Genomic DNA, 15,250 nt, shown 5'->3' on the forward strand with positions numbered 1-15,250 from the left:
CTTCCAACTTTAGCAGAAAGGGCACCCCCCGCAGGGCAACGGCCTTTACGGGTAGAGGCCGCGGTGGTTGAACGCCTCCACCACCCGCCCGACGGCGAGGGTGTAGGCGGCGGGCCTGAGGGGCAATCGGAACTGGGTGGCCTGTTGCAGCACGCGCGCGTAGGCGCCCACCATCAACTTCTCCAGTTCGAGGTTGACCTTCTCCTCGTCCCAAAAAAGATACGACAACCCCTGCACCCATTCGAGATAGCTCACCACCACGCCCCCGGCGTTGGCGAGGATATCCGGCAGTACCGTCACGCCGCGCTCCTCCAGGATGCGGTCGGCCTCCATCGTCGTGGGGGCGTTGGCGGCTTCGACCACGAGACGGGCGCGCACCCGGGCGGCGTTTGCCTCGGTGATCTGGTGTTCAAGGGCGGCGGGGACCAGCACGTCGCACGGCAGCGTCAACAGTTCGGGGTTGGCGATCGGCTTGACCCCTGGAAACGGATACTGGGCCAGTCGGCTGCCGTCGCGCACAAAATCGGCGGCCTGCTCGATGTCGAGACCGTCGGGGTTGTAGATGCCCCCGGAGCCGTCGGAGAGCGCGATCACCCGCGCTCCATGCTGCTGGAAGATAAGCGCCGCCGCCTTGCCCACTTTGCCGAATCCTTGAATGGCAATGGTGGCGCCGCGCAGCGCCAGCCCGGCGGTGTCGAGCGCCTCGCGCGTGGCGATGACCACGCCCCTGCCGGTGGCCGCGTCGCGGCCCTTGGAGCCGCCGATGCTGAGGGGCTTGCCGGTCACCACCCCCGGCGAGGCGTGCCCGATACTCATTGAGTAGGTGTCCATCATCCAGGCCATCTCCCGCGGTCCGGTGCCCACATCCGGAGCCGGGATGTCAATTTGCGGGCCGATGTCGCGCACCAGTTCGCTGGTAAAGCGGCGGGTGAGCCGCTCCAGTTCGCCCACCGAAAGGGTCGTCGGGTTGACGGCAATGCCGCCTTTGGCCCCGCCGTAGGGAATACCCATCAGTGCGCACTTCCAGGTCATCAGCATCGCCAGGGTCGACACTTCCCGAAGCGTCACGTCCGGGTGATAGCGCATGCCGCCTTTGTAGGGACCCAGCACGTTGCAGTGCTGCACCCGGTGGCCTGCGAAGACCCGGATCCGGCCGTTGTCCATGCGCACCGGTACCGACACGGTGAGCACCCGGTGCGGCGTACCCAACACCTCGACCACTCCCGGATCGAGGCGCAAAATCTGGGCGGCGCGGTCGAGATTCGAGCAGGCCATGTCGTTCGGACAAATATAAGCCGGACTGGGCGAGTCGTTGAGGCTGGTAACCATGCTTCTCCCCTTGACGAATGGATTCAAACAGCTGTATTCAATGTTACAAAAACATTGATCCCCGCCCCAAGCGAGCGTCAGAGAACGTAACATTGGTAGCTTTTGCTACAGTTTTGCAGCCTTACAGGGGAGGGTCGGCCTTCAGTCGGTGAGGCTCTCGGCCTTGATAGGCACCAAGTTGCCCTGGGCGGTGAGGCCGAGCAATATCGGCTCGTTGGAGCGGATCGGATTGCCGCTCAGGGCGCAGCGCTGCTCCTGGCGAGCGGTGGCCGCGAAAGTCGAGCGGATCTCGCCGCGGCTGACCAGGACTTTGTACTCGCCGGATTTTTCGCGCACGTAGTTCCAGAGGATCTCCCGCACCAACGCCTGATAACCTTGATCGCCTGAGAATTGTTTGAGCTTTTCTTTGAGTTCGCGCTCCAGGCGGATGCTGGTCACTTCCATTTCGGTGGTCGAAGTGCGTGGGAGTGTATGCATCGGTATGCTCCTTGGCTCGGCCGAGTCCTGTAGTATAGCCGTAGTATAGCGCCTAAAGGGGCACAACGTCAGGTTTTCAGCCGCTCGGGCACCAGGCGTCCGCCGCCATCGAGTTCGCCTTCGCGGATTTCTTCTTGATACTGGGCGTCGGCGTTGACGGCCCAGAGGTTGTACTGGCCTCCCGCCGCGATGTTGCGTGCGGCGAGCAACCCCGTCATCATCGCGTGGTCCTGGTTGTTGTAGCGGTGCATGCCGTTGCGGCCGATCAGCTGCAAATTCGGCGCTTCGCGTTCCAAAAAGGCGCGGATCGCTTCGACGTTCTCGCGGTAGTGATCGTCGTAGACCGGGTAGGCTTTGGCCTGGCGCACGACGGTGCCGTCCACCACTTTTGCCGGGTCCACCAGGCCCAGTTTGGCCAGTTCCGCGCAGCCCAGGGCGACCAGTTCGCTGTCCGGGGCGCTCCAGAGGCCGTCGCCTTCGAAGCAGAAGTACTCGAGCCCCAGGCAGGTGTAACGCGCATCGGGCACCATCTCGGGGCTCCAGTTCTTAAAGTTCTGGATGCGGCCCATCTTGACGGTGGGGTCGTGGATGTAGATCCAGTTGTCCGGAAAGACCTGGGTCTGATCCACGATGAGCGCCACGGTCAAAAAATCGCGGTAGCCCAGGGCGCGGGCAGCGGTTTGCACCGCACTCGGGGCGGGCGGGTCGAGGGCGTTCACCAGTTCGCGCAGCGGCATGGTGGAAAGAAAATCGCTGCCTGCGTAAGAGCGTCCGTCCGCCGTCCAGACGCGCAGCAGTCCCGCACTTGCCCGCTCGATGCGCTCGACTGCGGCCTCGAAGACCAGCCGATGGCCGCGCCCGGTTACTATCCGGGCGACCGTTTCCCACATCTCCCCCGGACCGCGGCCGGGATAGCGAAAGCGGTCGATGAGGGTCTTGATCACCGCTCCGCGCCCTTTTGGTTTGGGCAAGAACATCGAGCGCATCAGCGAGGCCATCGAAAGCCCCTTGATGCGCTGGGCCGCCCAGTCGGCAGAAATCTCCGAGCAGGGCATCCCCCAGACTTTTTCGGTATAGGTCTTAAAAAAAATCTCGTACAGGGTCCGCCCGAAGGAGCGCACCGTCCAGTCTTCGAAGGAGCGCACCTCCCGCGGCGGCAGAACCCGCGCCTTGAGATAGCTTGCCACGCACAGAGCGGCGGTCGCCGGACCGAGGTTGGCGAGGGCGTTGAGCGGCCGAATCGGGTAGTCAAAAAAGCGGTTGCGGTAGAAGATGCGCGAAAGCCGGCCGCGCTCGAGCAAACGCGCCCCGAGCACCTCGCTCCAGAGATCTTCGATTTCTTGAGATTTGGAGAAAAAACGATGGCCGCCGATGTCGAAACGAAAGCCTTTGTAGCTCGCGGTGCGGCTGATCCCTCCCACGTGGGCGCTGCGCTCGAGGATGGTCGCTGCGACTCCGAGGCGGCTCAGTTCGTAGGCGGCGGTCAATCCGGCCGGACCCGCGCCGATGACGATGACCTGCTTTTCTGCCATCAGACCCGCGTCGCCGCAGGCGGCTGGGTGCGCAGAAATTCGGTGTTCACCCCCGACTCGCGGGTGAGGGAAATTTTGCCGGTGCGGGCAATTTCTTTGATGCCGAAGCGGGTGAGCATCTGGATAATCGCGACCATCTTGCCCGGATCGCCGGTCACCTCGACGGTGACCGATTCTTCCGCCACATCGACGATGCGCGCCCGAAAGACCGTGGCCAGTTCGATGATTTCGCTGCGGGTGGCGGTGGTGGCGTTCACTTTGATGAGCATCAGTTCGCGCTCGACGCAGGGAATGGTTGTGATGTCCTGCACACGCAGCACGTTGATGAGCTTGTGCAGCTGCTTGGTAATCTGCTCGACCGCCTGTTCGTCCCCCGCCACCACCATCGTGATGCGGGTGGTGCCCGATTGCTCGGCTGAACCCACCGCCAAGCTCTCGATATTGAAGCCGCGCCGGGCGAACATGCCGGCGATGCGCGTCAGGGCGCCGGCCTCATCTTCCACTAATACCGACAAGGTATGCTTCACGCTGCGCTCTCAAATCGCCCATCAGTATACCCCAACGGATCAGGCACCCTTAGCGGCCAAAAACGCCTTGAGCTGATCGAGGCCCTGCCTTTCGATGGTGCGGCCGGTGAAGGGCTTGCGGCAGTCCTGGGCGGCGGCGGAGCCGGGGGCGGCTCGCTCGCACTCGCCCGCCGCCGCCAAAATGTCCGATTTGAGGCGCACTTTGATCCCGACTCGCTCCTTCGCCTGCCGGATCTGGGCGAGGCCCTCCTCCAGCAGCGCAAAGGCAATGCGCGTTACTTTTTGCTCGCCGCGCGCCACCGTCTGAATGACGCTGTCTACGGCTACGCCGTCGCGCAGGGTGCGGCCATCGACTTCGAGAAACACCGCCGGGCGATCGTCGCTGACGTTGTGCTGGGCGTCGGTGTGGGGCAACTCGACTATCAGGCTGTGGCGCGTCGCACCGCCACGGGTGACCGAGAGCGCGCTCAAATCGAGCCTGGACGTGTACGGTTCGACGGAAATCTCGCCTTTGTAGCCGTTCTTGGCGTCGCGAAAGGGGGTGCCGTCCGCCTTGAGCACAAAAACGTCCCGCGCCGAACGTATCGGCAGCACCAGGCGCTTGCGGCCGTCGGGTACAGTGGCGGCGGGGGGTGCCTCGGAGGATTTGGGCGCTTCGGAGCCCGCATCGGTCTGGGAGACGCAACCAGCGAGCACTAGAGCCAAAGCCCAAAGCAAGCGCTTCACTTTACAATCCTTAATGCCGTTACCTTTCTATTAGAGCATGACCGTCAAAATCAGCGGGTTGCTGTCGCCGGTGGGCGATTGCACCCAGAGGCGCCGGTCGCCGGGGTAGGCGTCGAAGTCGATCTGCACCGTCACTGTCAGCCGATCCGGACCGGCGTGCACCGGGCTGTCGCGACGAGTGAGCGGGTCGCCGAGCATCGCCCGCACACCGCGCGCCGGTTTGACCTGAACGCTCTCGACGGCGTCGAGATTGCGGCCGCGCACATCGACCACCAGTACATCGCCGATGAAGGCTGCGTCTGGAAAGCTGAGCGGATCAATGGCGGGAAGCATTACAAATTGCGCTCGGGCGGGCCGCTGGAGGGGCTGTTGTTGAACTGGCGCTCGAGCATGGCGATGAGCTCTTCGCGGCTTTTGGGTGGCTCGGGGCGTGCAATCGGCGTGTAGCGCAGGGCCTTGCGGGCGCTGGAGCGCGATTGGCCGTAGTAGTAGGTGATCCCGGCCAGGATGGCAGCTGCCACGACCGTCGCGCACAGTAGCACAAGGCAAGACATTGTTCGGTACCCTGGATGAAGACGCAGGTGATCGCCTTCAGTGTAGCGACTCGATCCGGGCGGGCAAGTACTCAGCAAAAATTCACAACATTGTCCACAAGCCGGAGCGCCGGGCTTCAGCCGCCGCTCGGTTGGGTGGCGACGACGAGCTTCTCCAGGCCCGCCTGACGGGCGGCGTCCATCACCTTGACGACGTTTTTTTGGCGGGCGTCGGCGTCGGCCTGCACGACCAATACTTTCTGACCGGAGGACTCCGCTTCGCGGCGCAGGGCGGCGAGCAGATTGGCTTCGGGGACGACCGCCCCGTTGACGGAATACTTGCCGTCTTTGTCGACACCCACCACCAGGCTTTTTTTCTGTTCGGGCTTGTCGCCGGTGGCGGAGGTGGGCAGGTCCACCTTGAGGCCGTTGTTTTGAATGAGCGGCGCGGTAATAAGCAGGATAATTACCAGCACCAGAAAAACGTCGGTTAGGGGAGTGATGTTGATTTCGGTGAAACCGCTGCGGTTGCGCCGCCCCCGTCCGCTCCCACCCGCTTGTATCGCCATCGTCTAATTCTCCTACTGCTGGGGAATGGTGGATTCTTCGACCACCTCGCCTTCAAATTCGGCGGTGTCGGCAAAGTTGAGAAACAGCAGCTTGAGCAGCTGAAAGTCGTCTTCGAACTGGGCGACGATGTTTTGAAAGATGTTGTAGGCCACGACCGAGGCGATGGCGACGATGAGGCCCGCCGCCGTGGCAATCAGCGCAAAGCCGATTTCGGCCGCCAGTTTGTTGCTGGTCGCCCCTTCGCCTGCAAACGTCTGGAAGGAGCGCAAGATGCCGACCACCGTGCCGAGCAGGCCGATAAAGGGGGCGACCGCCCCGATCGTGCCCAGCACGTTGAGGTGCTTTTCGAATTTGCGCATGCCCAGGTTGATGGTGATGTCGAAGGCCTGCTCAAACTTGACGCGCGGCACAGAAAGCAGCCGCACCCCATCCTCGGCCACTTCGCCAATCACGCCGCCTACCTGTTCGCAGAGATTGCGCGCTCCAGAAAGGTTGGCGCGCTCGAGTTCGCGCTGCAGCCGGACAATAAAGCGATCGACGTCGGTCTTGTTGCGGTTGATGTAGAGCCAGCGCTCGGTGACCACGGCGATGGTCAAAACCGAACACAGCAGCAGCGGCACAGCAATCCACCAATCGTTGACAACAAAGCGGTAAAGATCAGCAAGGAGATTCATAGAAGAGGCGACCAGCGTTCCCTGAAACTGGGATTATCTTAAGCGGGGACGACCGGGCGGAATGGATAGTTCCTGATCATTCAGGAGACGCTTCCATCGCCAAGCTTGCCCCAAGATAGCTCATTTCAAAAAAGGCAGCGGGTTGACCGCCCGGCCGCCCACGTGCAACTCCAGGTGCAGATGCGGACCGGTGCAGCGGCCGGTGCAGCCGGTGGCTCCGAGAATCTGACCGGCTTCGAGGATCTGGTCCGGGCGGACGAGGATGCGCGACAGATGGGCGTAGCGGCTGACCATGCCGTCCTCGTGGCGGACATCGACGGCGTTGCCGAAGCCGCCGGACATCCACCCGGCAAACAGCACCGTCCCCCGGCGGACGGTGGCCACGGGCGAACCGCTCGGCCCGGCAATATCGATTCCCATGTGCCTACGGCCCCCGCGCGGGCCGTAGGGCGAAATCACGAAGCCCCGGACGGGCCACACGTAGCCGCGCGGCGAGCGGGGAGCTTTGGAGACGCCGCGACCCGTGACGGCAAGCGATGCGAGGGCGTTGGCCGGCTCGGCGGCGGCCCGGCTGAAGGCCGCAAGCGCCTCGGCGTCGCCGGGAATGACCAGCAACTGGCCGGGGGAAATAAAGTCCTGAAAACCCGGTCCGGTGGCTTTGGCGATGGCGGTGATCGGGACGCGGTGGCGCTCGGAGACGGCGACTAGAGTATCGCGGCGTTGGACCCGGTAGACCAGACCGTCCACCGGCGGAATGAGCAGTTTCTGGCTCGGGGTGAGCGGACTTTGCGGGTCCAAGCCGTTGGAAAAAGCGATCGAGCGGGCATCCAGCTTGTAGGCCGCCGCCAGCGACGCGAGCGTGTCGCCCGCCGATACCGGATGACTCACCACCGAGCGGCGGCCGTCGAGCATTGCGAGGGTGCCGCTTTCGACGGCCGCCAGGGCGGCGATCACTTTGGATTGACTGTGTTGCTGCAGCAGCAGGACGAGGTTGGCATCGGCGGTCTGCTCGACAGGGGCGGCGTTGCGCAAAGCGATGGCACCGCCTGCGGCAACCGCCACCGCGAGCGCCCCCGCAGCCCACCCGCCCCATGACCGTCGGCGCTGGGCGACCCGGGCGGGCGACCACCTCTGTGCCGTCACCGTCTGCGCCTTTGGCTGGGGGATCATAGGTCCGTGCACTCCGAAACAACTGGCCCAACCGCCCGGCCGATCCGAATCGAGCCCGGGGCGTTCGGCGGTTGAGCACAAGATACCCCGAAAGCGTAGCGGATCAATTCAGAAAAACCGTTCACCACCGACAAATAGGCGGCCGACGACCGGCAGGCTTTTCGCTTGGCTTGACTCCCATCGCACCCGCACCCTAAACTTCACCTTGAATGCCACTTTGCAATGGAAGCGCATTGGTGATTGTCCTGTTGCTGGGCAGTTTTTGCAAGCGGAGCGGCCGTCGGCAACCGGTTGGGAGGGTCTTTGCACGGCGCGACGGTGAGGACGTTCCGGCGCCCGGACGCACCGCCACGCCCTGCCTATCCGGGCGTCGGGTGCGGAGGGTTGCCTGTTTTCTACCTGGAATCCCGGTGGAAAGCCTGCCCCCATGGGCCGCAGGCGCGAGCCGTTTCTCCTGGGAAAAGGGCACACAAACGCCGACGCCGCATCGGCGATCGTGCTTCGATAGCGACTGCCCCGGTTTCAGACTGCCATCGCCATTTTTTGAGGGGAATTTTGCAATGAGAATCCGTAGCGCCGTGATGCTGTTCGCCTTGGGTCTGGGGCTATCCCCGGCCCACGCCCAGACCGTCGGCCAGTTGAGCGGCCCGGACGGTCCGAGCACAACCGCCGCGAGCCTGGACGGACCGCCGGTGCGCGCGACGATGCCGCCGCTGCCGAGCAACGCCGTGCAGCTGCGCATCCAGAGCAACCGCGCCCTGACGCTGCAGGATGCCGTCAACACCTCCCTGGGCAACAGTCCGACGCTGCTGATTGCCCGCATTGCCGTCGAGCGCGCCGAGGCGGTCAAGCGGCAGGCCGAAGCGGGGCTGTTCCCGACGGTGAGCCTCTCGGGCGGCTACTCTTATAACCAATCGCCCCAGGCGGCCATCTCCCGAGCCCTCGTTACCGGTTCGAGCACCACCACCACCGACACCACCGCCATCACCCAGAGCCTGATCGGACCGGGACTTTTCAATTCGACCCAGGCAGCCGCCCTCACCGGCCTGCTCTTCGGCGATTCTTCCTCCGGCGGTGTCAGCAGCGCCTTTTTGTCCGAAAGCGCCATTCTCCAGGGCCAGGTGCGCATCGACTGGAATATCTTTACCAGCGGCCTGGTGGGCAGCCGCATCCTCGCCGCCCAGGAGAACCTGCAGGCCGCCCGCCTCGACTACGAGCGCACCCGCCAGGATCTGATCAACAACGTCATCGGTGCTTACTACGATCTGCAGGCCGCCGACGGCAACGTGCAAATCGGCGATGCCGCCGTCAAAAGTGCCGAGGCGAGCCTCAACGACGCGCGCGCCCAGGAGCGGGCCGGGGTGGGCACCCGCTTCGCGGTGCTGCAGGCGGAGACCCAGCTGGCCAACTCCGTCCAGCAGCGGCTGACCGCGGTCAACCAGCGCGAGATCAACCAGCGCAACCTGGCGCGCGCCCTCAACTTCCAGGTGCCCACCACCGTCGAGGCGGCCGACCCGGTCGAGGAGACCGGCACCTGGCAGTTGGGCCTCGACGAGACGATTTACCGGGCGCTTAACAACCGCGTCGAACTGGCCCAACAGGACGCCCTGCGCCGGGCGGCCAAGGCCAACGAAGCGGTCGCCTACGCCTCGGTGGCGCCGCAGATTAGCATCTTCGCCACCGGCGACGCCTTCGATAACCTGCTCGATCGCATCGTCGGCATCTACACCGGCTACAGCGCCGGTGCTCAGATCCGCTGGAACGCCTTCGACGGCGGTCTGGCCGCCGCCCAGGCCGCCCAGGCGGTCGCCGACGCCAAGACCGCCGAGGCGCGCTTTGTGGACACCTACAACACCATCCGCTTCAGCGTCGAAAGCTCGATCTCCAGCCTGGAGACGGCCCGCCAGCGCGTCGATTCGGCCACCGCCGCCGTGGCCAGCGCCACCGAGGCCCTGCGCCTGGCCCGGCTGCGCTTCCAGGCGGGGGTGGGCACCCAGACCGACGTGATCACCTCCGACCGCGATCTGACCCAGGCACGGGTCAACCGGCTGATCGCGGTCATCGACTACAACCGGGCGCTCGCCGCCATCCGCCGGTCCGTGGGCATTCTGTAGGGCGCCATCGGTCTTTGCGCAGCGCAAAAAGCGCTGTACCCTTAGAGGCATACCACTGGCGTTGGTACCGGGAGGCAGTCCGATGCCACAGGCTTCTTTGCTGCAGGAGGTGCCGGAGGAACCCTGGCGGTTGCGCAGCGGTGTCGAGGCTTTGCTGAGACCTTTGCGCCCCTCGGACCTGGAGTTGCACTGGGGGCTTTTTCATAACTGCTCGACCCAATCGCTTTACCAACGCTTCTTCCAGGCTCCCGAGCGCTCGAAGGTGACCGACTCGGAGGTGGCGCGCTTTACCGACTTTGACCGCAGCCGCGAGCTGGCGGTGACGGCGGTGCAGACCACCGGCGGCGGACCGGAGTTGGGGGTGGTGCGGCTGGTCCGCCTGGGCAGCGATATTTTTGAATTTGCGGTGCTGATTGCCGACCCCTGGCACCGCCAGGGTCTGGGCCGCAAGCTGGTGCAAAAGGCGATCGCCGTCGCCGCCGCCGGTCAGGTGCGGCGACTGGAGGGCTATGTGCTCGCTTCGAATCGGCCGATGCTCACCCTGTGCCGCCAGTTGGGTTTTGTCCTCGAACGGCTTGGCGGCGAAGGCCTTTACCAGGTGCATCTCGAAGTGGAAGGTGACGGCTGTCCAACTGTCACCGGCAGCAGTCCGATCGCCCGTGCCGACCGGTAGTCTGGACGCATTGAGCGCGACGCATTGACTTGTTATGACTTTCCGACTTGCCGTCCAGGCCCGACCGCCGCTGGCCTTTGTTCCCCCCACCCTCAATCCGCTGCTGCTGAAGGCTCTGCCGGCGGCACTCCCCTGGTGGTTGCGCCTGGCGACGCCCCTGGCCGACTGTCGCACCGAACACGTCGAGCGGCTGGTGGCGCTGTACCGGGATTTTCAGGCGGGCAAGGCGCGGTTTTTACTCGCCTTTCGCCATCCGACCACCTACGACCCGTTTGCAATGGGCTATCTGCTCTCCCAGGCGGTGCCCCGAAAAGCCCGCGAGCAGGGCGTGCAGTTGAACGGCCCGGTGCACGCCCACTTTCTGTACGACCGGGGCATTCCCCTGTGGGCGGGACGGGCGGTGGGCTGGTTGTTGCCGCGGGTCGGGGGCATTTCGATCCAGCGCGGCCGCTTCGACCGGCTGGGCCTGCGCACCGCCCGCGAGCTGTTCGCCTTCGGCAGCCTGCCCATCGCGGCCGCTCCCGAAGGCGGCACCAACGCCCACAGCGAGATCGTCGGTCCCCTGGAGCCGGGGGTCGCCCAGTTGGGCTTCTGGTGCGCGGAGGATCTGGCGGCGGCCGGTCGCCCCGAGGCGGTCTATATCGTGCCGGTGGGCATCCGTTACAGCTATATCGACGCGCCCTGGGCTGCCCTCGAGCGGTTGCTCGACACCCTCGAAGCGGACGTGGGCTGCAAACCCGCCCCCAAAGGCGACCGCTACGAGCGGCTGCTGGCGGTGGGCGAGCAGTTGCTTGCCCAGATGGAAAGCTTTTATTCGCGCTTCTACCGCCGCCACCTGCCTTCCCCGGCCCCCGGCGAACCGGCAGCCGGGTTCGATGAGCGCCTGACCCGTTTGCTCGAAGCGGCCTTGCAGGTGGCGGAAGAATTTTTCGACCTGAGCGCCAAGGGCAACCTGATCGACCGCTGCCGCCGTATCGAGCAGGCGGGCTTCGAGCGGATCTTTCGCGAAGACCTCAAAGACGGCGGCCCCGGGCTCAGCCCCACCGAGCGCGGCCTGGCCGATCGCCTGGCCGAGGAGACCGATTTGCGCATGTGGCACATGCGGCTGGTCGAAAACTTTGTCGCCGTCAACGGCAACTACGTGCGCAGCAAACCGACCGCCGAGCGTTTCGCCGAGACCGCCCTCATCGCCCTGCGCACCGTGCAGAGCCTCAAAGGGGACAATCCCTTCGAAGCATTCAACCTGGGCAAGCAGCGGGTCCACCTCACCGTGGCCGCGCCCCTCTCGGTGCGCGAACGGCTCGCCGCCTACCAGTCCAGCCGCCAGGGAGCCCGCCGGGAGGTCGCCCGGCTGACCGGCGATTTGCAGGCGGCTCTCGAAGCGATGATCGATCAGGTGCCGGGGCAGACTCCGCTCTGACGCCTGAAAAACTGTCCCAACCCCCGGCGCCACAATCGCAGCCACGCCCTACAGTAAAGCCAATCCCACCGCAACCAGCAGGAGCCCTCCCCTATGAACCTCGCCCATTTGCTCGACGACCAACTGCGCCACCGCCCCGAAAAAGTGGCTTTCGAGGGCGACGGGCGCTCGCTTTCCTATGCGCAACTGGCGCACCTGAGCGAGAATTTTGCCGCCTCGCTTACCACTGCCGGGTACGGCCCCGGCGATCGCATCGCGGTAGTGCTGCCCAACGTGCCGGAGTACGCCCTGGCCATGTTCGCGCTGTGGCGGCGGGGGGCGGTGCCGGTGCTGATCAATCCGCAGTTGACCGGCCGCGAACTGGACTATATTCTCCGTGATTCGCAGGCGCGGGCGGTGATCTTGCCCGAGGCGCTCCTCGGGGTCCTCGCACCGCTGCGCTCCGAGTTGCCCAACCTGCGGGCGATCGTGCTCGGTGTGCCCGCAGATGAAGATCTGAACTTCGCCGGGCTCGCTGCCACCCCCGGCCAGTGTCCTGTAGCCGAGCGCCACGGCGACGACATCGCCCAGATGATGTACACCAGCGGCACCACCGGTACCCCGAAAGGTGCGCTCATCAGCCACGGCAACCTGCTCGCCAACGCCCGCTCGGGCATCGAGCGGCTCTCCGTCACCGGCGACGATCACCTGTTCTGCATCCTGCCCGTTTTTCACGCCTTCGCCTTTACCGCGGCACTGGTGATCATGCCCTTGGTCGGCGGGTCGGTCAGCTTTGAGTACCGCCTGAGCCCCAAAAAGCTGATGGAGCATCTGAGCGATCCACGGGTCAGCGTGATGGTAGCGGTGCCCAGTCTGCTCTCGACAATCTTGCGCTTCCCGACCGAACTGAAGCTCTCCGCTGCGCTGCGCTGCATCCTCTGCGGCGGCGGTCCGTTGCCGCCCCAACTGGAGGCGGCCTTCGCCCAGCGCTTCGGCGATCTGGTCCGCCAGGGCTACGGCATGACCGAATGCTCGCCCTACGCCGCCTTTAGCCCCCCGGACCGGCCCAGCAAACCCGGCTCGATCGGATTGCCCATGCCCCAGGGGCACAAACTGGCGGTCCGCGACCCGATCTCGGGCGATTTTGCGGCACCGGGCACAGTGGGCGAACTGGTCGTCTCCGGTCCCCATGTCTTCAAAGGCTACTGGAACCAACCCGAGGCCACCTCCGAAGCTTTCGTCGAGGGCTGGCTACGCTCCGGCGATCTGGGCTATATCGACGAGGAGGGCTACTTCTTCCTGGTCGATCGCCTCAAGGACATGATTATCGTGGGCGGCGAGAAGGTCTATTCCCGCGAAGTCGAGGACGTGCTCCTCGCTTTTGCGCCGCTGCGGGAAGTGGCGGTGGTTGGGCAGCCGGATCCCGACAAGGGCGAAATCGTGCGTGCGTTCGTCAGTCTGCAGGAGGGAGCCGCCATCGGTGAGGAAGAAATTATCCGCTTCGCCCGCGAAAGGCTCGCCCCCGTCAAAGTGCCCAGATCGATCACCGTTTTGGCAGAACTGCCCAAATCGGCGACCGGCAAAATTCTGAAGCGCGAACTGCGCAAACAGTTCGCACCGAAGTGAGTCGGACGAGGTAGGTATACCCCTGGTCGCGGCCCTATTTGCGCTGGCCCTGGCCGGGGGTCACAGCCGTCTCCCCCAGCTTCAAGGTGGCGGTGGTGACGTTGGTACCGCGCTTGAGGTCGGCGCGCACATTGGTAAACCGCTCGATCTGATCGCCTTCACGCCTGACCACGTAACTGCGCTCGTAGACGCCGGGTTTGACTTCTTCCATGGGCAGTGGATCCGTCGAACCGGGGACAGTCAGGAAGGCCTTGGAATTGGCGGTACCTTCTACCTTGAACATCAGCTTCGTCCCCGGATCGTACTTGTCGCTGGGGGTGACTACGAAGCTGTTGATCTGCACCACTTCCGGACGGCGCTCGGCAGGCACCTGGGCTACCTCGAAGACTGGCCCGGCCTGGACCGCTACCGACAGCAGCGTGCCTTGGGCAATTGCTGCCGCCGCTAGAAAACGGACGAAATGACAATTCGACATAATGACTCCTTGCGTGCACTACGGCAAGCATCGACGTCGGGATCGATTGCGCCGCCGTTATCGATATCAATTACACGCGATTGTGGCGATAGGTCCGTCTATCTTTCGGTGGAAAGCAGCGAAGTCTTTGGGAGGAGTATACCGCAGTTTATTGCCGGTCTTCAATTGTTATGAATCCCCTCTGCAAGGTATGTCTTCTCTTCATGATTCTTGACACCTTTTTGATAGACAAATTACCCAAAGGCCTTGTGCTGCTTCTGTCTGCGCGGAATGGCGGGTGTAGATTGCAACTGCTGATCGGCGATACTTTCCCGAGGATTAGTTGCGGCGGTGCGAACTTATTCGAGGTTAATTGCCCTCTCGATAGGGGCTGTCAAGCCCCCAAAAACCTTTGCTCAAGCAGATTTAATTGTTCGCCGGCTCAGACCTGTGGTATGGTTTCCCAGACGAAACAGTGAGAAGTCCGCAATGGTCAACTCCATCCGAGACCTCATTGTTGCGCTATCTTGCGTGGCAATGCTCAACGTCGCTGCGGCAAGCGCCCAGGTCCGCACGGTCCAGGATCTTCCGGTGGCGGGTGGATGGCTCAAATCGATGCAACAGAGCCTCCAGCAACCGGCCGGCACCCCAACTCCCGATCAACTCCCGCTGAAGATGGGCGGGGCGGTTCCCCCTGCCACCCGTGCCGCCGCCCGCATTCAGGACATGCCCGAGTACCAGACCACCGTCGTCTACCTGGGCGATCTGCCCTTGCTCTCCGTGGCGACGGCCGAGGAACCGGCGATCTTGCGGGCCAGCTTGATCAGCTCTCGAGTCAACCAGTTGCAATGGGATCAAATTCCCGGCGAGTCGATTCGCATCACCCACGACGGCAAGTCCTACTCGCTGGTCGCCGGTAAGGACCAGACACTGATCACCATCGACCGGAGCATTCGTCTGAGCCGCACCGAGGCGATTTCCGACAAAGCGGCGGCTCTGCAAATCGCCAACCGCCTGCGCCGCTACTTCGGCAACGCGCCGGAACTGACCGACGCCCCGCCCGAGCCACCCTCGTTGATCGCCGCGATCAGCGTCTCGATCAGCGACACGGTCGTGCATGTCTTCCAGGGGGTCGCCTCCTGGTATGGCCACACATTTTTGAACCGGCGCACCTCCAGCGGTACGGTACTGCGCGAGGACAGCCTGATTGCCGCCCACCCCGCCTTGCCCTTCGGCACCCAGCTGCGGGTCACCAACCTCGGCAACGGCCGGCAGGTGACCGTCAAGGTCCAAGATCGCGGGCCATTTATCCGGGGGCGGGTGATCGACCTGTCGCCGCGGGCCGCCCAGCTGCTCGGCATGGTCAGCTCCGGCCTCGCCCGGGTCAAAGTCGAAGTGATCCGCTAGCGCCCGCCGGCGTTCCATTGCCCACCGGGCGGCAGGCCG

The 15,250-nt window shown here is 64.2% G+C and carries 16 protein-coding genes; 5 read left to right on the top strand and 11 right to left on the bottom strand.

From position 1 onward, the window contains the following. Positions 1-45: 45 nt before the first annotated feature. The 10 genes from GLL_RS05870 to GLL_RS05915 form a co-directional block, all read right to left on the bottom strand. Positions 46-1,329: a Glu/Leu/Phe/Val family dehydrogenase gene (locus GLL_RS05870; RefSeq protein ID WP_164928696.1), complete on the bottom strand. Its 1,284-nt coding sequence runs from the start codon at positions 1,327-1,329 to the stop codon at positions 46-48. Positions 1,330-1,470: 141 nt separating this feature from the next. Beyond that, on the bottom strand, positions 1,471-1,806 hold the full coding sequence (locus GLL_RS05875; protein ID WP_011141134.1) for a hypothetical protein: 336 nt from the start codon (positions 1,804-1,806) through the stop codon (positions 1,471-1,473). Positions 1,807-1,874: 68 nt separating this feature from the next. Then, positions 1,875-3,338, bottom strand: coding sequence for an NAD(P)/FAD-dependent oxidoreductase (locus GLL_RS05880; RefSeq protein WP_011141135.1), 1,464 nt, complete (start codon positions 3,336-3,338; stop codon positions 1,875-1,877). Next, the gene (gene ilvN / locus GLL_RS05885) at positions 3,338-3,865 is read right to left on the bottom strand and encodes an acetolactate synthase small subunit (protein WP_011141136.1); all 528 of its coding nucleotides are present in this window, start codon (positions 3,863-3,865) and stop codon (positions 3,338-3,340) included. Before ilvN ends, GLL_RS05880 begins: the two co-directional genes overlap by 1 nt. 39 nt (positions 3,866-3,904) lie before the next feature. Beyond that, positions 3,905-4,591, bottom strand: coding sequence for a hypothetical protein (locus GLL_RS05890; protein WP_011141137.1), 687 nt, complete (start codon positions 4,589-4,591; stop codon positions 3,905-3,907). 30 nt (positions 4,592-4,621) lie between these two features. Beyond that, entirely contained in the window at positions 4,622-4,924 is a 303-nt protein-coding gene (locus GLL_RS05895; RefSeq protein WP_011141138.1) for a hypothetical protein, read from the bottom strand. Continuing rightward, entirely contained in the window at positions 4,924-5,112 is a 189-nt protein-coding gene (locus tag GLL_RS05900) for a hypothetical protein (RefSeq protein ID WP_164928697.1), read from the bottom strand. Before GLL_RS05900 ends, GLL_RS05895 begins: the two co-directional genes overlap by 1 nt. Before the next feature lie 149 nt (positions 5,113-5,261). Next, positions 5,262-5,693 carry an ExbD/TolR family protein gene (locus tag GLL_RS05905; RefSeq protein WP_011141140.1) on the bottom strand — a complete coding sequence of 144 codons (432 nt, stop codon included), beginning with the start codon at positions 5,691-5,693 and terminating at the stop codon, positions 5,262-5,264. 12 nt (positions 5,694-5,705) lie between these two features. Further along, on the bottom strand, positions 5,706-6,368 hold the full coding sequence (locus tag GLL_RS05910) for a MotA/TolQ/ExbB proton channel family protein (protein ID WP_011141141.1): 663 nt from the start codon (positions 6,366-6,368) through the stop codon (positions 5,706-5,708). Positions 6,369-6,488: 120 nt separating this feature from the next. Next, positions 6,489-7,538, bottom strand: a complete 1,050-nt coding sequence (locus GLL_RS05915; RefSeq protein WP_164928698.1) for a peptidoglycan DD-metalloendopeptidase family protein — start codon at positions 7,536-7,538, stop codon at positions 6,489-6,491. 560 nt (positions 7,539-8,098) lie between these two features. On the opposite strand from GLL_RS05915, the gene GLL_RS05920 reads away from it, so the two are divergent. From GLL_RS05920 to GLL_RS05935, 4 genes are all read left to right on the top strand, one after another. Then, complete coding sequence (locus GLL_RS05920) at positions 8,099-9,652, top strand: TolC family protein (RefSeq protein ID WP_164928699.1); 1,554 nt, start codon at positions 8,099-8,101, stop codon at positions 9,650-9,652. Positions 9,653-9,734: 82 nt separating this feature from the next. Beyond that, positions 9,735-10,325 carry a GNAT family N-acetyltransferase gene (locus GLL_RS05925; protein ID WP_011141144.1) on the top strand — a complete coding sequence of 197 codons (591 nt, stop codon included), beginning with the start codon at positions 9,735-9,737 and terminating at the stop codon, positions 10,323-10,325. A gap of 34 nt (positions 10,326-10,359) precedes the next feature. Continuing rightward, positions 10,360-11,745 carry a glycerol acyltransferase gene (locus tag GLL_RS05930; protein WP_011141145.1) on the top strand — a complete coding sequence of 462 codons (1,386 nt, stop codon included), beginning with the start codon at positions 10,360-10,362 and terminating at the stop codon, positions 11,743-11,745. A 93-nt stretch (positions 11,746-11,838) separates the two neighbouring features. Next, complete coding sequence (locus GLL_RS05935; RefSeq protein WP_011141146.1) at positions 11,839-13,350, top strand: long-chain-fatty-acid--CoA ligase; 1,512 nt, start codon at positions 11,839-11,841, stop codon at positions 13,348-13,350. Between the two features lie 34 nt (positions 13,351-13,384). Here the strand turns inward: GLL_RS05935 and GLL_RS05940 are convergent, their stop codons facing one another. Continuing rightward, positions 13,385-13,825, bottom strand: a complete 441-nt coding sequence (locus GLL_RS05940; protein ID WP_011141147.1) for a hypothetical protein — start codon at positions 13,823-13,825, stop codon at positions 13,385-13,387. Positions 13,826-14,341: 516 nt separating this feature from the next. Between GLL_RS05940 and GLL_RS05945 the strand changes: the two genes are divergently transcribed. Further along, positions 14,342-15,211 (top strand): septal ring lytic transglycosylase RlpA family protein, encoded by an 870-nt coding sequence (locus GLL_RS05945; RefSeq protein ID WP_164928700.1) that lies wholly within the window; start codon positions 14,342-14,344, stop codon positions 15,209-15,211. The last annotated feature ends 39 nt before the right edge of the window (positions 15,212-15,250 follow it).

Origin of the sequence: Gloeobacter violaceus PCC 7421, from assembly GCF_000011385.1 — a bacterium.
GTDB classification, from domain to species: domain Bacteria; phylum Cyanobacteriota; class Cyanobacteriia; order Gloeobacterales; family Gloeobacteraceae; genus Gloeobacter; species Gloeobacter violaceus.